Below are 23,172 nucleotides of genomic sequence, written 5' to 3' on the forward strand. Positions count from 1 at the left end.
TTGACTTTACGCCTCGAACCTGTCAGAAATAGGGGAGTATCCTGCCGTCCCGTTTCGGCAGACTTCCAACCATAGACTCCAGAGATCGACGTGTACTCCAACGAATCATATCTCATCGAACTTCTTACGCAGGCCGGCTATCTGAATGAAGAGATTCTTCAATACGCGCGCAGTCAAAAATCTCCCACCCAGGACCTGGTCGATTTCCTGATCCAGGCCAATTATCTTACAGAAGACGTCATCGCGCAAGTGGCGGCTTCCACATCCCTGCTGCCCGTCGTGGACCTGGGCTCCATGCACATTCCCCAGGAGGTGCGCGAACTCATCACGCCGGAGCTCGCCAGGCGCTTCCGGGCCATCCCCATTTCCGACGACGGCTTTTCCGTCAACATCGCCATTGACGACCCGCTGAATCTGGAAACCATGGACAGCCTGCCCCAACTGATGGGACGCGACGTGATTTTCAGCGTCGCCACCCACAGCGCGGTGGAAAGCCGCCTGAAAGAATTTTACCGTGACCTGACCGTTCCGGCAGACGCCGCCGGCCTGGATGGGGACGACGGAGACGCGCCCATCATCCGCCTGGTGCAGCAGATGCTGACGGACGCCTTCAAGATGCGGGCGTCCGACATTCACATTGAGCCCATGGAAAACCGGCTCCGCATCCGCTACCGCGTGGACGGCAAGCTGGTGGAGGTGGCCACTCATCCCAAGAAGCTGCTCAGCCCCATCATCGCGCGCCTCAAAGTGATGAGCACCACCATGAGCATCGCGGAAAAGCGCATGCCCCAGGACGGCCGAATCCAGATGAACATCGGCGGCAAGCAGATTGACCTCCGCGTGTCTTCCGTGCCCAGCAACCATGGGGAAAGCATCGTCATGCGTATTCTGGACAAGTCAGCCCTGGTGCTGGGCCCCCCCCAGCTCGGGTTCTTCTCGGATGACGAAGCCGTGTTCGACCGCCTCATCACTCTTCCGGACGGCATCATCCTGGTAACGGGCCCCACCGGTTCCGGTAAGACCACCACCCTTTACGCGTGCTTGAACCACATCAACCGCCCGGATAAAAAGATCATCACGGTGGAAGACCCCGTGGAATACGAACTTTCCGGCATCAACCAGGTGATGGTAAAGGCGGACATCGGCATGACCTTTGCCGCCGCCCTGCGCGCCATGCTCCGCCAGGCCCCCAACATCATCATGATCGGGGAAATTCGAGACATGGAGACGGCCAGCATCGCCATCAACGCCTCCCTGACGGGTCACCTGGTATTTTCCACCCTCCACACCAATGACGCCCCCAGCGCCGTGGCCCGTCTGGCGGACATCGGCATCAAACGCTTCCTGATCGCCTCTTCTGTCCGGGCCATCATGGCCCAGCGCCTTGTCCGCAAGCTGTGCGACCGCTGCAAGGTGGACGGCGTGCTGACGGAAAAGCAGGCGCATACGCTGAACATTGACATGTCCCGTCTCACTCCGGGCCAGATCAAGGCCCCCCACGGCTGCGACTTCTGCCGCGGCGGCGGGTTCAAGGGCCGGATGGGCCTGTTTGAAATTTTCGAGATCGACGACGAAGTGCGACGCATGATCAACGAGAACCTGACCTCCCCCCAGCTGCGCCAGCGCGCCAGGGAACTGGGCATGAGAACCCTGAGAGAGGACGGCGTGCGCAAGGTGCTGGCCGGCCTCACCTCTCCGGAAGAAGTGCTGAACGTCACCATGGGAGACGCCAACTGATTTTCCCCCGCAATTCATTCTGATTATTATGGACACCAATCTTACACTGGAACTTTTTATCGGCCGGGGAATGATCGACAAATCCCTGGCGAAGGACATCAAGGAGGAAATGACCGTCTCCGGCAAGGAGCTGCCGGAAGTGCTGGCAGACTTCGGCATCATCGGCAGCAAGGACGATATCTGGCAGATGATCGCCAGCGACCTGGGGACGGAATTCATTACGCTGGACAACTTCCAGCCGGACCCGAACGTGCAGAACATGATGCCGGCCACGCTCGTGCGCCTGCACGGCGCCCTGCCCGTGCGGCACGGCCCGGAAGGCCTGTACGTCTGCCTGGTGGACCCCCTGAATCCGCAGACGGTGGAGGACCTGCGTTTCGCCCTCGGCCAGGACATCCACGTCCTCATCGCTCCGGATTACCAGATTTCCGAACGCATCAACGAACTGTACGGCGGGGAATCCGCCGCCATGACGGACCTGATGCAGGAGCTCAACAACATGCAGGTCAACAATGAAACGGAAGATTCCGCCGCCGCGCCCGTCATTCGCTTTGTGGACCTGGTCATCACGCAGGCCATTAAGGAAAAAGCATCCGACATTCACTTTGAACCCTTTGAAAAGGAATTCAAAATCCGCTACCGCGTGGACGGCTCCCTTTATGAAATGCAGCCGCCGCCCGTTCACCTGTCCGTCCCGGTTATTTCCCGCGTCAAGGTCATGGCGAACATGAACATCGCGGAACGCCGCGTTCCGCAGGACGGCCGAATCGTCAAGCAGATAGGGAACCGGGCGGTGGACATGCGTGTTTCCTCCCTGCCCACCCAGTACGGTGAATCCGTGGTGCTCCGCGTGCTGGACCGCTCTTCCGTCAACCTGAACCTGGACAACCTGGGGCTCCCCCCGCATATTCATGAATATATTCTGGATACGGTCCACAAACCCAACGGCATTTTCATCGTCACCGGTCCCACCGGCGCCGGCAAGACCACCACGCTGTATGCCGCCCTGCGGGAAATCAATACCATTGATTCCAAGGTGCTGACGGCGGAGGACCCCGTGGAATACGACATCGACGGCATTATCCAGATCCCGATCAATGAAGCTATTGGCCTGGATTTCCCGATGGTGCTCCGCGCCTTCCTGCGACAGGACCCGGACCGCATTCTGGTGGGGGAAATGCGAGACATGGCGACCGCCCAGATCGCCATCCAGGCATCCCTGACGGGCCACCTGGTGCTCTCCACCCTGCACACGAACGACTCCGCCGGCGCCATTACGCGACTGGTGGACATGGGCTGCGAACCTTTCCTGGTGGCAGCCTCCCTGGAAGGGGTGCTGGCCCAGCGCCTGGTGCGCACCATCTGCCCGGACTGCCGCACGCCGTATGAACCCTCCTCCACCATCCTCTCCCAGCTTGGCGTGTCTCCCTATGAACTGGGAGACAAGCATTTCTTCACGGGCCGCGGTTGCGACAAATGCTCCAACTCCGGCTACAAGGGCCGCAAGGGGATCTACGAGCTTCTGGATATCAACGATACCCTGCGGGACATGATTACGGACCGCGCGCCCTCCGTGGTGCTGAAGCAGAAGGCCATTGAAATGGGCATGTCCACCCTGCGTGAAGACGGTCTGAGAAATATTTACGACGGCAATACCACCATTGAAGAAGTGCTGAAGTATACTTAATGGACAGCCGGATACCGCACCCACCATTTCAACCACCAAGCAGAAAACACTTAAAACACCACATATATGCCTAAATATCAATATACAGCACTTGACCATAAAGGCGACCAGAAAACGGGTACCCTGGAGGCCAATTCCGAAGCGGAGGCCATGGAATCCATCCGGGCGCATGGCCTGTACCCCACCCAGATCGTAGAAGCGGGAAAAGGCAAGATTCAGCAAACGCCCGCCGCCAAGAAGAAGGCCAAGGGAGGCAAGAAGCAAAAAGGCAGGCTGGGCGGCAGAATCAAGGCCAAGGCCCTGATGATTTTCACCCGCCAGCTCGCCACCCTGATTGACGCAGGGCTTCCCCTGCTCCAGAGCTTGAACGTGCTGGCCAAGCAGGAGGCGAACCCCAACCTGCGCGTGACCATTGAAGCCCTGGGCGATTCCGTGCAGGGCGGCTCCACCTTCTCCGAAGCCCTGGCCCAGCATCCCAAAATCTTTGACCGCCTGTTCGTGAACATGGTGAAGGCCGGTGAACTCGGCGGTGTGCTGGAAGTCGTGCTGAACCGCCTGGCGGAATACCAGGAAAAGGCGCAGAAACTGAAGAGCAAGGTGATCTCCGCCATGGTGTACCCCTCCATCGTGCTGTTCATTGCGGTGGGCATCGTGATCTTCCTGATGCTGGTCATCGTCCCCAAATTCAAGGCGATGTTCGCGGAACAGAACCAGGAGCTTCCCGCCATTTCCGGATTCGTGTTCGGCATCAGTGACTGGTTCATGGCCGCGCCCTTATTCGTGCCCAACGCCGTCATTCTGGCCGCCGTCGTCGCCATCCTGTATGCTATCTTCACGGCCATGAGCAAGACGCCCAACGGCCGCCGCAAGATTGACTCCGCCCTGCTGACCATGCCGGTCATCGGCAACGTGCAGAGCAAGAGCGCCATCGCCCGCTTCGCCCGTACCTTCGGCACGCTGGTGACCTCCGGCGTTCCCATCCTCCAGGCGCTTACCATCACCAAGGATACCGCCGGCAACATGATCGTGGGAGACGCCATCGGCCTCATCCATGATTCCGTGAAGGAAGGTGAATCCGTGGTAACGCCCATGTCTTCCTCCAAGCTCTTCCCGCCCATGGTGATCTCCATGGTGGACGTGGGTGAAGAAACCGGCCAGCTTCCGGACATGCTCCTCAAGATCGCGGACGTGTACGATGATGAAGTGGACAATGCCGTGGGAGCCATGACCTCCATGCTGGAACCCATCATGATCGTATTCCTGGCCGTGGTCGTGGGCGGCATCGTGTTCGCCATGTTCCTGCCCCTACTGCAGGTCATTGAAAAAATGGGTTAACCTCCCTACGCAGAACCAGATGAAGATTCGATCCGCATACAGCCGCCTCCGGGCGGCAAAGGGCTTCACCCTCATGGAAATCCTGGTGGTGATGGTCATCATCGTGGTGCTGGCCACGCTGACCATCTCCATCTACACCTGGCTTGAAACCAGAAAGAACGAGCAGGCCACGGAATCCATCGTCCGCAAGATTGAAATGGGGCTGGAAAGCTACCACAGCGACCATGACCGCTACCCCTACGGTACGGAAGCCCCTTTCAACAATCACGGCGTGGCCGTGGCAAACGGTGAGGAATACAGCTCCAACGTCGTTTACATGGCCCTGTTCGGGGACCACAAGAATGAAGGCGTGCCCGGCAGGGATACCACCATTTACAATGACGAACTGAACCCCGCCACCCAGCCCAAGAGCAACCCGACCGTCCGGGAAGTCCACGTGAAAAGCAAGGACGGGAGGCCGGTCACCCTCTACATTCTGGCGGACCCGTGGGGCTCCCCCTACCGCTACCGCCTAGGCAGCGAGCAGGCCATCCCCACCAAATCCGCCAATGCCAAGAACCTGAAAATGGGCAACGGCCTGAATCCGGATTATGATTTCTGGTCCTTCGGCAAGGACGGGGACAGCGATCTCAAAGACCCGCATGCCCCTGAAAACGAGGACGACATCGGCAACCTGCCGAAGTTCTGATCCTTCCTTTTTCTCCGCGAACGGCCCTTTTTTCCGGCAGCCTTCCTCCCTCTCCGGCGGAGGAAGGCTGCTCTGCGTACAGGGCACTATTTGCTGGCATCCGGACAGGTTCTGGCGTATGATCCGGGCATTGCCATGAAACGCATTTCCCTGATTGTTCCCTGCCTGAATGAAGAACAGGCCATTCCGGCGTTCAAGCAAGAAGTAGACCGGGTTTTCAAGGAACACCTGGCGGCCTATGCCCTGGAACTCATCTTCGTGGATGACGGTTCCACGGACCATACCTTGGAAATGGTCAAGAAACTGGCAGAGCATTCCCCGGAGGTGAAATTCATCTCCTTTTCCCGCAACTTCGGGAAGGAAGCTGCCATCTATGCGGGGCTGGAAGCTGCTACGGGAGATTACGCGGCCGTCATGGACGTGGACCTTCAGGATCCTCCCTCCCTGCTTCCGGAGATGGTGAAAGCCATCGAGAAGGAAGGATACGACTGCGCAGGCACGCGCCGCGTCACCAGGCAGGGGGAACCGCCGCTGCGGTCCTTCTTCGCGCGCGCCTTTTACAAGACGATTCACCGGATATCGGACACGCACATCGTGGACGGGGCCCGGGATTACAAGCTGATGACGCGCCCCGTGCTGGAAGCCCTGCTTTCCCTGAAGGAATACAACCGCTTTTCCAAGGGGCTGTACGAATGGGTGGGCTTCCGCACCAAATGGTTTGAATACGAGAACGTGGAACGGGTAGCCGGAGAAACCAAGTGGTCTTTCTTCAAACTGTTCCTGTATTCCATTGAAGGCATCGTGGCCTTTTCCACCGCTCCCCTGGCGCTGGCTTCCATCATGGGGGTGCTCCTCTCCTTCATTTCCTTCCTTTCCATCATTGTCCTGACGATCCGTGAATTGATCTGGCCCCATTCCGCCTACGGCTGGACTTCCATGGTGTGCGTCTTCTGCCTGATGGGAGGCATCGTTCTGCTGTGCCTGGGCATCCTGGGCCAGTACCTGGCCAAGACCTATACGGAAGTTAAAAAGCGCCCCATTTACATTGCCAGGGAACGCTCCATCGCTCCTTCCAACTAGCCCTCCCCATGGATACCGAACCGGATTTCAGCATCGTCACGCCCAGCTATAACTACGCCAGGTACGTGCGGGAGTGCATTGAAAGCGTCAAGAATCAGGAAGGAGCCACCTTTGAACACATCATCCAGGATGCGGGCTCCACGGACGGAACGCTGGACATCCTGAATTCCTATCCGCACCTGAAACTCCATGTGGAAAAGGATTCCGGCATGTCGGAAGGCATCAACCGCGGATTCCGCAAGGCACGCGGCAAGTGGGTCATGTGGCTGAATACGGACGACCGGCTGCTGCCGGGCGCTCTGGCTGCGGTCAAGGCTTTTGCGGATTCCCGGCCGGATGCGGACATCGTGCACGGCGCCTGGAACTTCATCGGCCCGGACGGAGCCCTCCAGCGGCCCATGAAAGCCCTTCCCTACAGCCTGAACATGCACATCTGGTACGGAACTTACCTGGCCTCCACCGCACTGTTCCTGCGCCGGAGCACCACGATTGAAGAAGGGTTTCTGCTGGACGAACGGTTCCGCTACGATATGGACGGGGAATATTACGCACGCCTGGGCCGTGCCGGAAAAAAGTTTGTCCATTACAACAGGCTGCTGGCGGATTTCCGCTGGCACGGCGACAACCTGAGCGCCCCCAATGTGGAACGCCGGGACATGGACGCCGAATTAAAACGCCAGAAACAGCACAGCGAAGACGCCGCCATCAAGCGCGTTTACGGCTATTCCTTTTCCAAGCAGAGCTGCAACAACATCCTGGACGGCTTCATGCGGGAGGCCTACCGCATGAAAAAGGCCTTCCTTTACCTGACCACTCCCTGGGAAAAGTAATCCGCTGCTCCCTCTCCTTCCCTCCTCCCCGGAGCCTCCGGCCCGTCCTCCCAATCTCCGGCACTCCCTTCCTTTCCACAAAGGCGCTTCCCGGTACGGCAAAGGCCGCAGCCGTTTTACAGCCGCGGCCCGTCACAAACCGGATGGAAAAAGGATAAAACCTTAGTTAAGGCTGTCAAACAGCTCTTCTTCCCGGAAGAATCTCACCAGTTCCACGGCGGCGGATTCCCGGCTGTCGGAAGCATGGCAGATGTTCATCATGCTGTCCGTTCCGTAATCGCCGCGGATGGTGCCTTTCTGCGCCTTCTGGGAATTGGTGGGCCCCAGCAGTTCGCGCACGCGTACAATGACGCCGGGCCCCTTCAGGGCGATGGCGATGACCGGAGAGCTGGTCATGAAATCAAGCAGTTTCGGGAAAAGCGGTTCCCCATTGACGACAAGGTCCAGAATATGGGCGTAATGTTCCCGGAGCACCGGCTCGTCAAGCTGAATCATCTTTATGCCGCGCAGGCGAAACCCTTCGGACAAAAAACGTTTCAAAATGGTGCCGGAAAGGTTTTTCCGCACGCAATCGGGTTTCAGCAAAATCAGCGTTGTTTCTTCTTGAGTGTTTGGCATAAAATTAGCGAAGTTTCAGGATGAAGTGAGGGAATTACACCCTAATCCCCGGCAGGTCAAGGATAATTGCGCAACTGGTCTTTTCCGCCGGGAAAGGAATTCGTCACAGGCTTCTCTTATAGGAATCACACCGGTTCCGCCATCCGGCAAGCCAGCGCGCCTCTCCGCGGGCCGGCGGGCTGTTGTCCACGCGACGCTGGAGCACCCTTTTGGCCGCCTCCGCAAACTCAACCGCCGCAGGCTGTCCGGGAGAGGCCGGGCGCATCTCCTCCAGCACCTGCCTGAGCCCCCAACCCTGCCCCCGGTATTGTTCCGCGGGGTTGGTTCCCTCCCCCTTGAAATTCACGTAGTCAATCAGGGCATACATGCCGTTGGGCGCCGTCGCCACGGCATTGTAGCGGGCAGCCATTTCCGCCGGACGGCGGGACTGGCTCTTGATGCGCCCCAGGGCAGCCACGGACCTGGCAATAATGAAATCCGCCTGCATTTGCAGAGCCGCCGGGCTGGACAGCCACTGGCGCATCCGTTCAGGAAGGCCGCCCCGTACGTCCGCCGCTTCAAATTCCGCCCTGGTGCGCCACGGGGCCGCGCCGGAAAACCATTCCGGAACGCGTGCTCCCCTCTTACGGCAAAACTGGACAAAGGAGGGAAAGCTTTCCTCAAACCTTTCCGTAATCCCGGCGGGGAACCAGATGAAATGCCCAATGCCCAGGGAGGGGAACGCCTCCCCCCGGTTCCAGGAAACCAGCCCCTTTACTGTTCCGGCGCATTCATTCTGCCAGATTTTCCGCGCGATCTTCGCCTTCACTTCTCCTGCATCCGGAGCCGCCTGAACCCAGCCGGGCGCGCCGCACGCCAGCATCAGGATAAAACCTGCCATTTTTCCATGCATGGGGTTACTTTCCTTCCCCGGCGCGGGCAAGTCAAGCCGCTTCAATTTCTCGTGCCAAAGACGGCGCCCCATGCTACGCTTGCCGCGCACGGCATGATTCTGGCGTTTAACAAACCTTACGGGGTCCTTTCCCAATTCACGCAGGAGGCTCCCCACCACCGGACACTGGCCGAATTCGGCTTTCCTGCCGGCGTGTATCCCGTCGGCAGGCTGGACGCGGATTCGGAAGGGCTGCTGCTTTTATCCGATGAGAAAGCCCTGGTGGACCGCCTCCTGAACCCCTCCAACCGGCATCCCAGAACCTACTGGAGCCAGGTGGAAGGCGTTCCGTCCGCCACGGACCTGCTTCCTCTGGAACGCGGCGGCCTCTCCATCCAGGGGTACCGCACGCTGCCCTGCCGGGTGCGCCCCATGCACGGAGAGCCGGACGTACCGCCCCGCAATCCTCCTGTCCGCTACCGCGCAGCCATTCCCACCTCATGGCTGGAATTGACGCTCGTGGAAGGAAAAAACCGCCAGGTGCGGCGCATGACCGCCGCCATCGGGTTTCCCACGCTCCGGCTCCTGCGCGTCCGGATCGGGAGGTTCACCCTGTCCGGCCTGGAACCCGGCGCGTGGAAGGAGCTGGACTCCCGTGAACGAAGGGAGCTCATGCCGTAATATAGGCTTGATTAGGGGGAGGCACAGCCTGTATATGTCTTTCCGCATCAGGAGATCCTACCTAGACCTTTTTACATGAAAGCCGAACTCGTCGAACAAGCCGCCAAAATCATTCCCGAGCCCCAGATGCTGATCAACGTGGTTTCCCGCCGCGTTGCCCAGCTCAACAATGGCCGCGCTCCCTTGGTCCCCACCACCCCCCACATGGGCAACGCGAACATTGCCCTGACGGAGATTGTTGAAGGCAAGCTCGTCTATCATGCGGAATCCGACAGCCTCCAGGAAGACAGCCAGTAAAAAGCACGTCCCCCTTATTGCCGTTCCGGCCCGGATTTCCGCACGGAACATCCCCTCTTCAACCAGGCCCCCGGCTCTTCCAGCCCGGGGCCTTTTCATCCCTCCCCTCCAGTCATGAGCTCCGACATCTCCACCAACAAGAAAGCCCGCCGGGATTACGAAATCCTGGACACCTACGAATGCGGCATGGAACTCAAGGGAACGGAGGTCAAATCCATCCGCGCCGGCAAGGTGAACATCGCCGATTCCTTCGCCAGGGTGGAAAACGGCCAGATGCTCCTGTACGGCTGCGACATCCAGCCGTGGGAAACTGCCGGAGAGTTCTTTCAGCACCAGTCGCGCCGCCCGCGCCGCCTGCTGCTCCACAAACGGGAAATTTTCAAACTGGAACAGCAGACCTCCCAAAAAGGCTGTTCCCTGGTCGCCCTCAAGCTGTACTGGAAAAACGGCAAGGTAAAACTGGCACTGGGCCTTGGCAAAGGCAAGACCCACCGCGACCAGCGCTATGACCTGAAGGCCCGCGTGGAAATGCGGGAAGCCCAGCGGGAAGTGGCCCGCATCAACCGCCGTTAATCAACGCCGTTCGCTTCTTCCTTTCCGGAGGCCGTTCCCGTTTCCCTGCTCTCCGCTCTGTATTCTGCCGGAGTGAGCGGGAACGCCCTATAAAAAAGCCGCCGCGGGAAAGGGACTATAACTTCCAATCCACGGGCAACTCCACCTGGCCGCCCTTCTTGTCGTCATAACGGATGAAACCGTGCTCCGCCCCGTACCAGTGGACATCCCGCGTCACCTTCACGTCAAAACAGCAATAGCGGGCAATATCCATCAGCAGGTCCGTATTTCCCGTCTGCACGTATTCCGCCCACCACTTGAGGGCCTGGGTGCCCACGGCCGTTTTTGAAGAGCCGATGGAAGCGGCGGCCACGGAATCCAGCTTGACGCGCACGCCGCCGCGCTGTTCGATGTCCTTGCACAAATCGAGGTTGTTCGTGATGTCGATCATATTCCACATCGTATAGCGCTGGAGCACGCCGTAGTCGAAATGCTCGTGGTTGTACCCTACCACCAGGTCGGCCTGGCGAAGCTGCAGGATGAGGTCGTCCACCATCTCCTCGGAATAAATCGTGTACTTGCCGGAAGCTGTGGAATAAGTCACGCCCACGGAAACGCGCATGTCGGCCGTATTGTGCCAGCCGCCCACCTCCGCTGCGGAATGACGGGTTTCCAAGTCAAAATACACGATGTCTCTCATCGGAGGAAACGTACATTATTTGCCACTTTTGGACAAGTCCCACTTGAACGGAAGGCGCGTTTGTGGTGAAAATAGGCTCATGCAGCCCCGTTTCCACATCGTCATGTTCCATCCGGAAATTCCGCATAACACGGGGGCTGCGGGGCGGCTGGCTCTGGCAACGGGATCCAGGCTCCACCTGATCCGGCCACTGGGGTTCAGCCTGGATGAAAAGCACGTGCGGCGCACGGGACTGGACTACTGGGCCAAAGTGGATCTGCATGTCTGGGACAGCCTGGAGGAGTTAAAACAGGCGGCGGATCCCTCCGCGCGGTTCTGGTACCTGAGCACCAAGGCGAGCCGCTCCCACTGGGAGGCGGATTTCCGGGAGAGGGATTACCTGGTCTTCGGCCCGGAATCCCGCGGACTGCCGGAAAGCATGCTGAAGGAACACGCGGGCACCGCCCTGACCATTCCGATGCCCGGAGAAGGCTCCCGCAGCCTGAACCTCTCCACCGCCGTGGCGATTGTCCTCTATGAAGGATTGCGCCAGCTCGGCATCTGACACGGAGACCGGAGCAATCCTTCTTGCCGCCCCAGTCACGACAGGCCACGGGCATGAATGGACTTCCCGGCAACGGCGGCGGTCCAATCGGAAATGGAAGGCGCTCCCTAGCCAGGAGAAGAAGCGGTCTCCGCGCCCTTCCGCCGCCAGGGGCGCACCAGATAAAAGAGAATCAGGGAGGCGACAGCGCCGCAGGTATCGCAGAACATGTCTTTCTGGGCGTCCCATATATCGCCCTGGGAGCCGAGAAAATCATTCGCGTCATTCCCGCCCACAATGACCGCATACTGCCATTCAATGATTTCATACGCCGCGGCTACAGCCATCACGAAAAAGAGGCCGAAAATCCCCGCCAGCACTTTCCCCGCATATTGCTTGCGCACCAGATACTCCGCTACGGGAAACGCATAAAACCCCACCGTAAAATGGGCCACCCGGTCAAACGGGTTCCGGTGGGCTCCCACCAGCTCCCGGAACCACTCGAAAGGCACTTCCGCAAACGTGTAATGCGCCCCCACCGTATGGCAGGCCAGCCAGAAAAACATCAGCGTGTAGGACCAGTTGCTGAAACGGAATCTCCGGAACCCGGCCGCCAGGAGGACGACCGCCAGCGCCACGGGAATCACCTCCGCCACCCAGACGGAACGGGAAGAAGGGGAAATGCCAAGGGCAATGAACAGCACGGCGAATACCGCCAGCAGGTAGAAGGGATAATTTTTCATGAGGGAGAGAGGAGAAGCAGAAAAGCGCGGGAGCCGACACAGGAAAGGCGCCGGAGATTACCTCCGGCGCCTTTTCCGTTAAAAAACTTTTACCGCATGTCAATGGTAGGCACCGGAATGCGGTCCTTGGGGCCCGTATAAAGGGTCAGGGGCCTGTACAGCGTATTGTCCTCCATCTGTTCCAGCACCTGGGCCACCCAGCCGCAGCAGCGGGCAATGGAGAAAATAGCGGTGAACAGCCTGGTGGGAATGCCAATGCTGTAATAAACCGTGGCGGAATAAAAATCCACATTGGCATTCAGCCCCTTGCGTTCCCGGACAAGTTTGGCGATGCGTTCCGACATGCGGATCCACTTGGGTTCCCCGATCCGGGAGGAAAGGCGGATGGCCATGCGGCGCAGATGCGGAGCGCGGGGATCCAGCACACGGTACACGCGGTGGCCCATGCCCATGATCTTTTCCTTCCGCGCCAGTTTATCCTCAATGTAGGAATCCACCTTGTCCTCCGTACCTATTTCCTTGAGCATTTCAATCACGCCTTCATTGGCGCCGCCGTGAAGCGGCCCTTTCAACGTGCCGATGGCCGCCGTGATGGCGGAATACATGTCTGAAAGAGTGGCGATGCAGACGCGCGCCGCAAAGGTGGAGGCATTCATGCCATGGTCGGCATGCAGGATGTAGGCCACGTCCAGAATGTGCGCTTCATCCCGGTTCGGCTCCTCTCCTTTCAGCAGCCACAGGAAATGTTCCGCCTCATTCAGATCCTCCCGCACGGGGGGAAGGTCCAGCCCCTGGCACAGACGGTAATAGTACGCCACCATCACGGGCACCTTGGCGATGAGGCTGAGGCCTATCTCTTTCAACTGGCCGGAATCCTTCGTCCGGTCGTCATACATGCCGAGCATGGAAACCGCCGTCCGGAGGGCGGACATGGGCCGGGCGGACTTGGTGGCCGTTTTAAAGAAATCCAGAATGGGCTGGGGAAGGTCGCGGTCGGAACGGAGGCGCTTCTTGATGCCCTCCAGCTCATCCCGGTTGGGCAGCCGCTTGTTGAGAAGCAGGTAAATCACTTCTTCAAAACAGCACATCTCCACCAGGTCATCAATATCGTAGCCCAGATACAGCAGACGCCCTTCCTCACCGCGCACATCACTCAAGGCAGATTCATTAGCTATGATTCCTTTTAAACCTTTGGGATATGTGTGTCGTGCGGAAAAAGTGTCATTGCTCATGTTTTAAAAAATGCTACTAGTGATGAAGATTACCGATTAAAAGTCTAACAATCTTCCAGAAAGTCAAACCTTAATTACGCCTTCACGGCCCACGCGGGGCGTTTGGCGCAGGTGATGTGGGGCGCCCTTACATACAGCGGTTCCGCCGGACCTTCCAGAAGTTCCTCCCTGCGGCCCTCGGCCAGGGACTGCCATGCGACTCCCAGGGCCTCCGCATGCGGGTACACGGGAACGCCCCCCGTCATTTCCCGGGCTGCCAGGGTTTCCGCCGTTTCCGTGGAATAAACGGGCACGCCGTTTTCCAGGCATTCCGCCATGCGGGCGCGGGCCTGCTCTGCGGGCAGCACTTCCGGAGCGGCCGCCAGAATGCCGTTTTCCAGCCTTCCCCAGGTCCAGCCGCCGCGCCGGGCGTCGGACATCACGCAGGCCTTCCCGTCGTGAATGCCCAGTCCGTTCCAGGAGGAAAACGCCGCCACGCGGGAACCGTGCACCAGGGAAAGGCCGTCCGCCACGGCAAGAGCCACGCGGATTCCCCCGTAGGCGCCGGGCCCGGAACCGACCACAATTTCCTTTAAACACCGTCCTTCCAGGGCATCCAGCGCCTGGCGCACCGCCTCAAAGATGGCGGAGGAATGGTTGCGTTCAGCTCTCCATTCCACCCGGCACAGCAGTTCCTTTCCGCCCCATGCCGCGGCGGAAGACTGCGCGCAGGAAGTTTCCAGAACCAGCAGAGCATCTTGCATGCGGTGGATTATACAGGAAGTTCCGGCGCGCATAAAACATTTTTTCCTCCGCTTTCCGGAAGCAGCAAATTTGGTTCGCATTTATGCGGAAGTCCCCTTATGCTGGCCTTGCACTTCACCACCGCATGCCCAAGGCACCCAGACACACACCGCCGCGCCAGTCCTGGCGCCGGTATGCAGAAACCGCCCGGAAGCCGCGCTCCACGGCAAGCCTTGGCGACATGATGAGGCAATGCAACCGTGACGCCTGGGACAAGACCTACCGCGCCCAGGTCACCTCCGAATGCTGGGAGGACGAATGCCAGGAATTCACCTTCATGGACCTTCCGCGCAAAACCCGGTTCGTCAGGCACGCCGTAGCCACCCTTCTTCTGCTCCCGCTGGCCCTGATTACGGCCATGTCCCTGTGCGACCAGCTCGCCCACGCTTCCGGCAGTCTCAACATCCTCTTCTCCATCCCCGTATGGTACGCCCTGATGGGGGCGGCCGTGTGGGTGGTGCTGGGCAGCAGCAGGCTGTTCACCTCATCCCTGCTGTACCTGTACGTGCTGGGCCATGAACTGACTCACGTGCTGGCGGTCTTTTGCAGCCGCGGCTCCATCCATGCCTTCAAGGCGGATCTGGACGGGGGATACATCCAGACGGATAAAAACAACCTCTTCATCTCCCTTTCTCCCTATTTTCTGCCTCTTTGGGCCATGCTGTGGGGGCTGGTCTGGGGGATGGCGTACCTCTTCTGGCCCACGGTCACCTGCCAGGCCCTTCTTTACTCCGGCCTGGGCTTCTGGTGGTGCTTCCACCTGTTCTGGACGGCATGGATCATCCCCAAGGACCAGCCGGACCTGGCGGACAACGGAACCTTCTTCTCCCTAATCCTTGTTTACTTTGCCAACCTGCTTCTCTTCCTGGTGCTGCTGCGCCTGTTCAACGCCGTAAGCCTGCACCGCTTTTTGACGGACTGCGTCCACAATGCGGAAAGGCTGTGGGACGCCCTCAGGGACCTCCTCATGCTGGCGGCCGGCTTGTTCCTGTGAAAAATATTCTTTTCCTTACCGGCAAGGATGAACGGCAGAAGGTGAAAAGGAATCCAACCTTTCAGCAAAAAGGAGATTCCATGCAAGCCACACACTTCATTACCCTGACCATGGCCGCCGTTTCCCTGATGGGCTGCAACCCCAAGGAAACCGTGAATGCCCTCACCTCCGATCAAAACGTCACCCAGCAGATGGCCGTGAGATTCGCGGAAAACATGGTAGGCCTCCCGCGGGCACTCGTCGTCTCGGATGCCAGAAAAGCGGCGCCAGGCGATAAAGTCACCGTCAAGGGAGCCGTACTGGGGGATGAACCCGTTTTCTCAAAAAATATTGCCTCCTTCACCATCGGGGATCCGGCCCAGCTCCTGGCCAACATGAAGGAGCGCGGAGTGTGGTCCACCGGAACGGTGCCGGTGGAAATACGAAAAAACAACACGATGACCGTTCAATTTGTGGATGACCAGGGCCAGCCCATCAAACACTCCGCCAAAGGTGTGAACGGGCTGAAGGAACGTGACGCCGTCATCATTACCGGAACCATTGATCCTCATTCCACTCCTGAAAATCCGGTGCTGAACATTGAAAGCATCGTGATTGAATAGCAACCCTTCTGTGCCAAACCCTGATTCATGTCAAACGGTTCGGGCGTCTTGCGCCTGAACCGTTTTTCGTATCAGGATGCGCGCATGGGATTTGATCCAGCATCTTTGGGAATGATAACACTGGCCGCCACTTCGGCGGCAGCGGGCGCGGCCTCCGCGTCCGCCCAGAAAAAAAGTGCAGAAGCCACCAGGCAGGCGGCGGATGCAAACGCCGCCACCCTCAGGAACGAGGCGGACCTCCAGAAACAGACGGGCGTGGAAAATGCCAAACGCATGCAGCAGGACGCCACACGGCAAATGGGCGACGCCCGCCTGGACGCCGCCCAGTCCTCCCTGCTCCGGGATGGTTCCGTGCCGGTCAGGGAACAGGCCCTGGCGACGCGCCTGCAAACCCGGATTCAGGATGAAGCGGCGGCAGCCATGAGGAATGCCCAGTCCCTGTACAACCGGGCGAACATGGAACAGTACATGGGCCGCGCCAATGCAAGAGCCCAGAAAACCGCCGCGGCAGGCACCCTGCTCTCCGGATTCGCCCAGGGAGGCAACGCCCTTCTCAAATGGTGAGGCAACCGGCGATAGCTGGAGACCAATCAGCGGGAACCGGAATCTGCCTGAGGAACCTCCGCAGGCGCCGGAAGGACTTCCGGCACCACGCCGCCTATCCCTATTTTGATATTCACGGGAACCGGCCTGATGCGGGAAGCCCCCTGGTACAGGGCGGCCACTTCTACAAACCGGGGCGATTTCCTGAACAGGAAGGACTTCCCCCTGTCTTCATTATAAGAATGGTCGCAGGTAGGGACAGGCTTCAATCTTGCGCCTTTCACATCGTGAAACACAAAATCCTCCGCCCGAAACATCTTCTCCGAATACACCTCGGAATACACCATGAACTTCCATTCCTCCCCCGGTTCGTTCGCCGGCGCATGACGGCTGCGCCCCGTCTGCCTGGTCACTTTCAGCGTCACCGTCTCCAGCTTGGACATGTCGGCTACCTCCACCCGGTTATTCTCCAGGGCTCTCCGCACGGCAATAGGGTCCGGCACCGGAATGGAAACTCCGCTCTCCTTCAATTCCACCATCCCGAAATCCAGAGACTCCAGTCCCTGGCACAAAGGAAGAAAGAGAGTGCCGCTCACCTGAATCCATGGGCTCCCGGAGAAGGAACATCCTTTAAATTAAGGCTCACGTTTACCCGCCTCAAGCCCTTGTCCTCAATAACCCCTTCCCATAGACGGACGGAGCGCACCCTCAGACGCACGCCATTGGAATCGACAGCCGTCAATTCCTGTTCCGGCTGTTCCGGAGCCAGCATTTCAGAACCGGGAAACACGCAATACAGCACGATGCCTGTCTTGGTGAAATTAAAAGGCTCCCCCCTCACCAGTCCCATGGAAGACAGCCCGATGACGGGGCCCTTCAAGCTGGTGCCGGAATAGGAAGCGCTCTTGATGGGAACATCCGCCGCCATCAGCGTTCCCGCACACCAGCAGGCGATTGTGACAAACCATTTCATCTGCTTATTCGGACTAACAGCCGGGAATGGCAGCCCCTCCCAGGCCGATCTTCATATCTACGGGCACCTTGCGGAACATGCGCTTATTCCAATAGGAAACCACCACGCGCAAAGAGCGGCAGCGGGCGGAAACACGGTAATCCTTCCCCCACATGCGCATCTTCCTGCCCCGGCTGTTCAAATCGCCGCGGCCTTTCAGGGGAAGCCCGTTTTCCTCCCTGACACTCATGGAATTGAAATAAAAATCACTCCTTCCCTCCACCTTCAGATTCCAGCGGTTAAAGTTTTTTTCCAGCGTAAGGGCCACCTTGTCCTTCCGCGGCTTTTCAAGAGGCAATTCCACCCTGGTTCCTTCCTCCAGCAGAGGCAGGACTACAGCGGGCAGCTCCACCAGGTCATCAGCAAAAGCGCACAAAAGAAATCCCCGGAGGCGCACCCACTCCGCACCGGGATCAGGGCGCTGGATAGCGACGGCAAACCAGACGGGATCACCGTGTCCCACGCCGGACGCCTTGGTTGCATCGGCGGAAACCCTGTAAATCTTCAGGCTTCTTCCCGTTGAATCCGTGCAGACAAGCTCTTCCGGGGCCTCTTCATAAAAAACGGGGCCCCCAAGCTGATCTTCATAAACGCATGACATCCCCAGCAGCAACTGGGGAATAATTTTGGTCACAGGATCTTCCACCAGAATTCTCAGGAAGGACAAATGCAGCGCCGCATCCCGGAGCAACGGAACATTCGTTGAAGCAACAGCGGGATGGATAGCTGAACACACGAGAAAAAGACACGCGGAAAAACACTTCATGGAGGTAGCGACGGGGGCAATCTAACAAACACTAACGTCTGCGCAAGGAAAAAGGAACGCTTTGAAAACAAGCTGGACATAGCGACCACTCAGTATTCCTGCTTTCCCGCCGCTCTCCGTGTTTTTCCTTTCCTCCATCCACTATTCATAAAAAAACATGGTAAAATGGAAATCTGCTCCAATCACAAGGAAATAAAATTACTTTAAAAAATATAGCCAAATCCAGAATTGCTATATATTCACATCATATAAGTGCTGAAAGCCCTCCCCATTTCAAGAGAGTGTAAATCCCGGATAGAGTCCAACCTTGTCAAGTTGACTTCGCGCGTTCCAGCTCTATAAGCCATTTTATCCACTCTAACCTTTAAGATCTTTTAATCCAACGCCATGAGAACAGAGAAATATTTTATGATTGTCTTCGCCTGTGCCCTTATGAACGTCATAGACGTTCATGCAGAAAACAGGATGCTGGAAATCACATCCCAAACAGAAAACCCATCAGCTGATTGTATCATTAAAAAATTGGGGACCTATATACTTGACTAACCAAACTATTTTATAATATTTTCGTCATTCCCTTTTCATCTGAAGGTGAATAACTTAGGGACCTATATACTTGACTAACCAAACTATTTTATAATATTTTCGTCATTCCCTTTTCATCTGAAGGTGAATAACTTAGACAAAAACGCTGACTAGGTATTCTAGTCAACGTTTTTCATAATATATTTGTAATAAATAAATTACATCTTATCAAATGTACCCTTTGCAGGTAATTCCTTTCCCATATTCTCTTTCATTGTACCTTCAGCAGCAACATTATTACCATTAAACGTCAAATTAAGATGAAATCCTACCCAATTTGACTCAATCTGCAAAATTCCTACATTGGTTCCGGTCTTTTCAAAAACATAGCTTCCTGTAATCGTTCTGGTTGTTTCATGGTCATTAGCATCATATTCGACTGCATCAAATGTAACGGTTCCGGTACTGAAAACAAAATCCTTTGCTTCCAATTCCCAACCATCACCTTCCTGATAGTCTACATACATGCCTCCTGTAAGAGTTTTTCCTTCCAGTGTCAATGGAGCTTCTGAATTGTTTCCATCTCCATTGGACGATGACTTACTGCATGAGGTAAGCAGAGCCAAGGATGCTAGGACTGTTCCAAGTAATAATGTCTTCATAGTTCTTATCTAGGTTTGTTCCTATTTTAGGAACATTGAAGACCTATTACCGAATTCCAAATGACTTGTAAACACTTTTGTACCTGAATTTGGTACAACCTCATTCTCTGTTATTGTTCCAAAATGAGGAACAGGAATAGTAATGAAGAGAAAAATCTTCGTAAAATATTAAAAGAAAAACGTTTAGAGTTGAATATGACTCAACGGGACTTGGGAGAACTCCTGAATACACCTCATACCTTCATCAACAAATATGAAGTAGGAGAACGGTATCTTACATTCACGGAGGTCATCAACATTTGTAAAAATCTACAGATAGATGTGCATAGTCTTCTGGATGATGTGATGAAAGATTCTGCCGAGTAAAGTCGCCTGACATATGGGTTCCTCGGTCATTATGTCACATTAACCGCGTCAATTTGTCTAATATTGTGACATTTTGACACACTCGTTTTATTTATTTAAATTGTTGGAAAACAATTTATTTCTATAGAATACAAATGAGTTATATAATTTTATAAAAACTGGCATGATATTTGCTCTATAAGATATGAGGTTGAGAAATTGATAGACCATATGGTCGTTTCTCAACGCGAACTTCTTATTGAGTAGAAAGGAGGAAAATTAAATGAGCAAAATTTATAGTATTTCCTATGATTTGAATACACCAGGTCAAAAATATGATGACTTGTATGCTGCAATCGAAAGTTATGATAGCTGCAAGATTATGAAATCTCATTACCTTGTTTATACAAGTTCAACTGCAGGTCAAATTTATGATAAATTGAGTATCTGTTTAGATCAAAACGATCGTATTCTCATATCTGAATTGAATTCTAATCATAGAGGATGGTTAGCACAATCAGCATGTGATTGGATTAAAAAACGGTCATAAAATTGATAATTGATGATAGCAAAATTCATGGTTGTAATTTATTTTACAACCATTTTTGTATCAATTTTCTTGCCTCTATATCGCCATCTATATGGAAATTCTTCCCTCACATTCAATAGTTTAGAAATTAAAAGAAATAATAATTTTCTCCATCGGGATATTGGTATTTCCGAAATACGAAAAATTTCATTAGATGGACCAACTAAGCAATTTTGATTTTTTTCTTCCATAAAACTATTTACTCTCTATTTTCAAAATCAATTCACTAAATCACGATACATCAACCTCTTACCAACCATCTTGGCAATCGTATCTCCTATAAAATCCATTGTCTCTACCTTAGAGGTATTGTGCCTGTAGGAAAACTCATGGATATACCTCTTCAAATGTTTAGGAGACATGTAATGGTAAACTCCATAGTAACCTCTTTTTAGTAGAGACCAGAAACTTTCAATGGAATTAGTATGAACCTCTCCATTGACGTATTGCTTCCCTGAGTGATTGACAAACTCATGGACAAAACCAGTCAATCCTTTGTAGGATTTGAATTCATCGGTAAACACATTGGATTTTTTCTCAACATGTTTATTGATAAAACCTTGTAAATTGTAAGCAGACGTATTGTCAATGTGCTTCACAATAACATTACCATTTCTCTGTTTTGCTCCAATGACAATCAGTTTACCTACGGAACCTCTTCCCTGATTTAGCTTCTTGGAAAAATGCTTGTTGGATTCTTTTCCTCCGATGAAGGTTTCATCTACTTCCACGATACCGTCCAACTTCTCCTTTTTATCCTTCATCCAAACTTCCCTTATTCTGTGACATAGGAACCAGGCAGTCTTCTGAGTGATTCCAAGTTCTTTTGAAATCTGGATGGAGGAAATGCCTTTTCTGGAAGTCGCCAACAGGTACATGCACATCAACCATTTGTGAAGAGGCAATTTGGATTCCTCTAAAATTGTACCAAATCTGACGCTGAAGAACTTTCTACAATCCTTACAGCGATAAGGCATCGGTTTTTGATCCTTACATTCGGTGATATAATTGGAACCACAATGAGGACAACGGACATGACCATTCCATCTTTTTAACTCAAAATACTTCCGAGCGGATTCCTCATTAGGAAATTTGGAGAAGAAGTCATAGAGAGAAGTGTATTTGAGCTTAGTTTTTCCCATATCATCGCTTGGTTGATAGGGAAATTTTGTCGTGTTTTGATTGGTTCGTACGCGTTTATTTTCAGCGTATTGAGAATTATTTTGTATTACAATTTTCTTACCCATATTGGGCGAGTAGAAAATTGTCCTTAAAATTGAATGATATAAAAATTAATAAGGATTAAATTAACCATTATTGGGTTTAATGATGATTGTCTAATTGACATATTCTCATTTTTGTGTATTTTTATGGTTGTATGAATGATAAGAAATTATCTTATGATGAACAAATTGAATTTTGTATTAATTTTCGTGATAATATTGAATTTTCAGTAAAATCATCTATTGAAAAAGATAGAAGCGATAATATTTTACCATATCTTCCTTCTACTTTGACTCTACAAAACTTTGCCGATCGTTGCCTAAATGAGAAAATTGCTAAATTTGCTTATGCCTATTTGTCCATTGAGACCAACGTGACTGAGGAATACCCGACCGTTTTAACTGATCTTCGAGTTCCCCTATTGTTAAGGACTCAATTCTTATCTTGGCTTCTGGATGAGCAACATAATACGGTCCAAACTTCCATCGATCCTCTTTCGGGATTGACTTTTTTAAGTAAAGCTCCGATCTCCTTTTCTGATTTAGTTTGTAGAATAATATCCGCTCTGACAGATAAATGGAATAATTTTTGTGTTGTTTGGATGCTTCATTTGTCTGACCCAGAGAATCAATGTAACATTGATATACATGCCTTGAAAATTGCTGAATCTCATTCCATGTATAAGAAGTATAAGAAGATTTTGAATAATAATTGTTCATATTAAATTTGTGTTTTTATGATGATAGAGGATGATATTGAGTATCAAAACCATGCAATTTTTAAAGAATTGGATCAATATATAGATTTTTACAATTCCTTATCTACAAATGTATTTTCTTATATGACACAAGGAACAAAGTCTATATGTAATATAGATAGTTATGTATACTCATCATTGAAAGGAACCTTGGAATCAATAAAAAATACTCTTAAAAATGGACGAATAAATGATGCCTGGGCATTAATGAGAAAATATCATGATTCCATCATAATTAACATATATTCAAATTTGTATTTAAAAAATAATTTTAATATTGAAAATCTAGTTGTTCAACAAATTGATAATTGGTTAAATGGTAAAGATTCTTTGCCAGAATTCAGAATAATGTCTCGCTATATTCGAGACGTTAAATCTTTAGAAAATCTCCGGTCACTTGTATTTGAAAAAGATGACAGATATAAGAAAATAAGAGATAGATGCAATAATAATATGCACTATAACTTTTTTTCAAATATTATATTGAATGATAATGAAATACATCTTCCAAATAGAGTAAAAAAATTGAATGTTTTTTCTTTTGATTTAAAGGATCTATTTTGTTTACATATATCGTATATGTTTTCCATAAAAGAACACTATATGTCTTCAAGTGACTATATTGATTATCTGGAATGTGGCATGCAACCTCCAGAAAATTCTCAATATTGGGTTGCTCCTTTTGTTCAAGAGGCATTAGATGAAATACTTGCCAAGCATCGTCCAGATATTATGCAGTATTTACGACAAAATACTTGCATGCAAATTGAATAGAAGGTCATCTAGTTGGATGGTT

At 53.5% G+C, this 23,172-nt stretch carries 28 protein-coding genes; 17 read left to right on the forward strand and 11 right to left on the reverse strand.

Annotated elements, in window-relative coordinates; genetic code table 11:
• The first annotated feature begins 90 nt into the window (after window positions 1-90).
• The 6 genes from P8A25_RS08735 (at window position 91) to P8A25_RS08760 (ending at window position 7,357) form a co-directional block, all read left to right on the forward strand.
• The gene (locus P8A25_RS08735) at window positions 91-1,737 is read left to right on the forward strand and encodes a GspE/PulE family protein (protein WP_404838658.1); all 1,647 of its coding nucleotides are present in this window, start codon (window positions 91-93) and stop codon (window positions 1,735-1,737) included.
• 28 nt (window positions 1,738-1,765) lie between these two features.
• Entirely contained in the window at window positions 1,766-3,424 is a 1,659-nt protein-coding gene (locus P8A25_RS08740) for a GspE/PulE family protein (protein WP_022396634.1), read from the forward strand.
• A gap of 66 nt (window positions 3,425-3,490) precedes the next feature.
• Window positions 3,491-4,759, forward strand: a complete 1,269-nt coding sequence (locus tag P8A25_RS08745) for a type II secretion system F family protein (RefSeq protein ID WP_404838659.1) — start codon at window positions 3,491-3,493, stop codon at window positions 4,757-4,759.
• A 19-nt stretch (window positions 4,760-4,778) separates the two neighbouring features.
• Window positions 4,779-5,447, forward strand: coding sequence for a prepilin-type N-terminal cleavage/methylation domain-containing protein (locus tag P8A25_RS08750; RefSeq protein ID WP_022396632.1), 669 nt, complete (start codon window positions 4,779-4,781; stop codon window positions 5,445-5,447).
• 135 nt (window positions 5,448-5,582) lie between these two features.
• A complete protein-coding gene (locus tag P8A25_RS08755) occupies window positions 5,583-6,527 on the forward strand; it encodes a glycosyltransferase family 2 protein (protein ID WP_102728432.1) in 945 nt (314 codons plus the stop codon).
• Between the two features lie 8 nt (window positions 6,528-6,535).
• Complete coding sequence (locus P8A25_RS08760; RefSeq protein WP_022396630.1) at window positions 6,536-7,357, forward strand: glycosyltransferase family 2 protein; 822 nt, start codon at window positions 6,536-6,538, stop codon at window positions 7,355-7,357.
• 162 nt (window positions 7,358-7,519) lie between these two features.
• Here the strand turns inward: P8A25_RS08760 and P8A25_RS08765 are convergent, their stop codons facing one another.
• The gene (locus P8A25_RS08765; RefSeq protein ID WP_022396629.1) at window positions 7,520-7,975 is read right to left on the reverse strand and encodes a nucleoside-diphosphate kinase; all 456 of its coding nucleotides are present in this window, start codon (window positions 7,973-7,975) and stop codon (window positions 7,520-7,522) included.
• A gap of 103 nt (window positions 7,976-8,078) precedes the next feature.
• Window positions 8,079-8,855 carry a hypothetical protein gene (locus tag P8A25_RS08770; RefSeq protein WP_215442247.1) on the reverse strand — a complete coding sequence of 259 codons (777 nt, stop codon included), beginning with the start codon at window positions 8,853-8,855 and terminating at the stop codon, window positions 8,079-8,081.
• Window positions 8,856-8,960: 105 nt separating this feature from the next.
• Here P8A25_RS08770 and P8A25_RS08775 point away from each other — a divergent pair, with 105 nt between their 5' ends.
• The 3 genes from P8A25_RS08775 (at window position 8,961) to smpB (ending at window position 10,397) form a co-directional block, all read left to right on the forward strand.
• On the forward strand, window positions 8,961-9,527 hold the full coding sequence (locus P8A25_RS08775) for a pseudouridine synthase (RefSeq protein ID WP_102728258.1): 567 nt from the start codon (window positions 8,961-8,963) through the stop codon (window positions 9,525-9,527).
• Window positions 9,528-9,602: 75 nt separating this feature from the next.
• Window positions 9,603-9,824, forward strand: a complete 222-nt coding sequence (locus tag P8A25_RS08780) for a DNA-directed RNA polymerase subunit omega (RefSeq protein WP_022396626.1) — start codon at window positions 9,603-9,605, stop codon at window positions 9,822-9,824.
• A 114-nt stretch (window positions 9,825-9,938) separates the two neighbouring features.
• Window positions 9,939-10,397, forward strand: a complete 459-nt coding sequence (gene smpB, locus P8A25_RS08785) for an SsrA-binding protein SmpB (RefSeq protein WP_022396625.1) — start codon at window positions 9,939-9,941, stop codon at window positions 10,395-10,397.
• Window positions 10,398-10,512: 115 nt separating this feature from the next.
• Here the strand turns inward: smpB and P8A25_RS08790 are convergent, their stop codons facing one another.
• A complete protein-coding gene (locus P8A25_RS08790; protein ID WP_022396624.1) occupies window positions 10,513-11,076 on the reverse strand; it encodes a ribonuclease H-like domain-containing protein in 564 nt (187 codons plus the stop codon).
• A 79-nt stretch (window positions 11,077-11,155) separates the two neighbouring features.
• Between P8A25_RS08790 and P8A25_RS08795 the strand changes: the two genes are divergently transcribed.
• Complete coding sequence (locus P8A25_RS08795) at window positions 11,156-11,620, forward strand: tRNA (cytidine(34)-2'-O)-methyltransferase (protein ID WP_102731165.1); 465 nt, start codon at window positions 11,156-11,158, stop codon at window positions 11,618-11,620.
• A 107-nt stretch (window positions 11,621-11,727) separates the two neighbouring features.
• On the opposite strand, the gene P8A25_RS08800 is transcribed toward P8A25_RS08795, so the two are convergent.
• The 3 genes from P8A25_RS08800 to tsaB form a co-directional block, all read right to left on the reverse strand.
• On the reverse strand, window positions 11,728-12,342 hold the full coding sequence (locus P8A25_RS08800) for a DUF2238 domain-containing protein (RefSeq protein ID WP_102731166.1): 615 nt from the start codon (window positions 12,340-12,342) through the stop codon (window positions 11,728-11,730).
• An 89-nt stretch (window positions 12,343-12,431) separates the two neighbouring features.
• Window positions 12,432-13,574, reverse strand: a complete 1,143-nt coding sequence (locus tag P8A25_RS08805) for a citrate/2-methylcitrate synthase (RefSeq protein WP_022396621.1) — start codon at window positions 13,572-13,574, stop codon at window positions 12,432-12,434.
• Window positions 13,575-13,648: 74 nt separating this feature from the next.
• Window positions 13,649-14,317 (reverse strand): tRNA (adenosine(37)-N6)-threonylcarbamoyltransferase complex dimerization subunit type 1 TsaB, encoded by a 669-nt coding sequence (gene tsaB, locus P8A25_RS08810; protein ID WP_215442246.1) that lies wholly within the window; start codon window positions 14,315-14,317, stop codon window positions 13,649-13,651.
• A 125-nt stretch (window positions 14,318-14,442) separates the two neighbouring features.
• Between tsaB and P8A25_RS08815 the strand changes: the two genes are divergently transcribed.
• The 3 genes from P8A25_RS08815 (at window position 14,443) to P8A25_RS08825 (ending at window position 16,517) form a co-directional block, all read left to right on the forward strand.
• Window positions 14,443-15,351: a hypothetical protein gene (locus P8A25_RS08815; RefSeq protein ID WP_215442245.1), complete on the forward strand. Its 909-nt coding sequence runs from the start codon at window positions 14,443-14,445 to the stop codon at window positions 15,349-15,351.
• Between the two features lie 80 nt (window positions 15,352-15,431).
• On the forward strand, window positions 15,432-15,953 hold the full coding sequence (locus P8A25_RS08820) for a hypothetical protein (RefSeq protein WP_022396618.1): 522 nt from the start codon (window positions 15,432-15,434) through the stop codon (window positions 15,951-15,953).
• A gap of 111 nt (window positions 15,954-16,064) precedes the next feature.
• Window positions 16,065-16,517 carry a hypothetical protein gene (locus tag P8A25_RS08825; protein WP_102726967.1) on the forward strand — a complete coding sequence of 151 codons (453 nt, stop codon included), beginning with the start codon at window positions 16,065-16,067 and terminating at the stop codon, window positions 16,515-16,517.
• A 26-nt stretch (window positions 16,518-16,543) separates the two neighbouring features.
• Here the strand turns inward: P8A25_RS08825 and P8A25_RS08830 are convergent, their stop codons facing one another.
• The 4 genes from P8A25_RS08830 to P8A25_RS08845 all read right to left on the reverse strand — a co-directional run bounded on the left by P8A25_RS08830 (window position 16,544) and on the right by P8A25_RS08845 (window position 19,461).
• Window positions 16,544-17,092 carry a hypothetical protein gene (locus P8A25_RS08830; RefSeq protein ID WP_404838660.1) on the reverse strand — a complete coding sequence of 183 codons (549 nt, stop codon included), beginning with the start codon at window positions 17,090-17,092 and terminating at the stop codon, window positions 16,544-16,546.
• On the reverse strand, window positions 17,089-17,469 hold the full coding sequence (locus tag P8A25_RS08835; RefSeq protein ID WP_404838661.1) for a hypothetical protein: 381 nt from the start codon (window positions 17,467-17,469) through the stop codon (window positions 17,089-17,091). The genes P8A25_RS08830 and P8A25_RS08835 overlap by 4 nt, the downstream gene beginning before the upstream one ends.
• A gap of 13 nt (window positions 17,470-17,482) precedes the next feature.
• Window positions 17,483-18,142, reverse strand: coding sequence for a hypothetical protein (locus P8A25_RS08840; RefSeq protein WP_146018135.1), 660 nt, complete (start codon window positions 18,140-18,142; stop codon window positions 17,483-17,485).
• Between the two features lie 875 nt (window positions 18,143-19,017).
• Complete coding sequence (locus tag P8A25_RS08845) at window positions 19,018-19,461, reverse strand: hypothetical protein (RefSeq protein WP_215442244.1); 444 nt, start codon at window positions 19,459-19,461, stop codon at window positions 19,018-19,020.
• A gap of 123 nt (window positions 19,462-19,584) precedes the next feature.
• On the opposite strand from P8A25_RS08845, the gene P8A25_RS08850 reads away from it, so the two are divergent.
• Together P8A25_RS08850 and P8A25_RS08855 are read left to right on the forward strand one after the other, a co-directional pair.
• A complete protein-coding gene (locus tag P8A25_RS08850; protein ID WP_287159448.1) occupies window positions 19,585-19,827 on the forward strand; it encodes a helix-turn-helix domain-containing protein in 243 nt (80 codons plus the stop codon).
• A 262-nt stretch (window positions 19,828-20,089) separates the two neighbouring features.
• A complete protein-coding gene (locus P8A25_RS08855) occupies window positions 20,090-20,356 on the forward strand; it encodes a hypothetical protein (RefSeq protein WP_215442242.1) in 267 nt (88 codons plus the stop codon).
• Window positions 20,357-20,613: 257 nt separating this feature from the next.
• Here P8A25_RS08855 and P8A25_RS08860 read toward each other — a convergent pair whose 3' ends face one another.
• Window positions 20,614-21,537, reverse strand: coding sequence for an IS1595 family transposase (locus P8A25_RS08860; protein WP_215442314.1), 924 nt, complete (start codon window positions 21,535-21,537; stop codon window positions 20,614-20,616).
• A gap of 236 nt (window positions 21,538-21,773) precedes the next feature.
• Between P8A25_RS08860 and P8A25_RS08865 the strand changes: the two genes are divergently transcribed.
• Window positions 21,774-22,343 carry a hypothetical protein gene (locus P8A25_RS08865; protein WP_154301762.1) on the forward strand — a complete coding sequence of 190 codons (570 nt, stop codon included), beginning with the start codon at window positions 21,774-21,776 and terminating at the stop codon, window positions 22,341-22,343.
• A gap of 12 nt (window positions 22,344-22,355) precedes the next feature.
• Window positions 22,356-23,150 (forward strand): hypothetical protein, encoded by a 795-nt coding sequence (locus tag P8A25_RS08870; protein ID WP_215442241.1) that lies wholly within the window; start codon window positions 22,356-22,358, stop codon window positions 23,148-23,150.
• Window positions 23,151-23,172 lie beyond the last annotated feature (22 nt).

It is taken from the genome of Akkermansia sp. BCRC 18949 (genome assembly GCF_045011645.1).
In the GTDB taxonomy this organism is placed as follows: domain Bacteria; phylum Verrucomicrobiota; class Verrucomicrobiia; order Verrucomicrobiales; family Akkermansiaceae; genus Akkermansia; species Akkermansia massiliensis.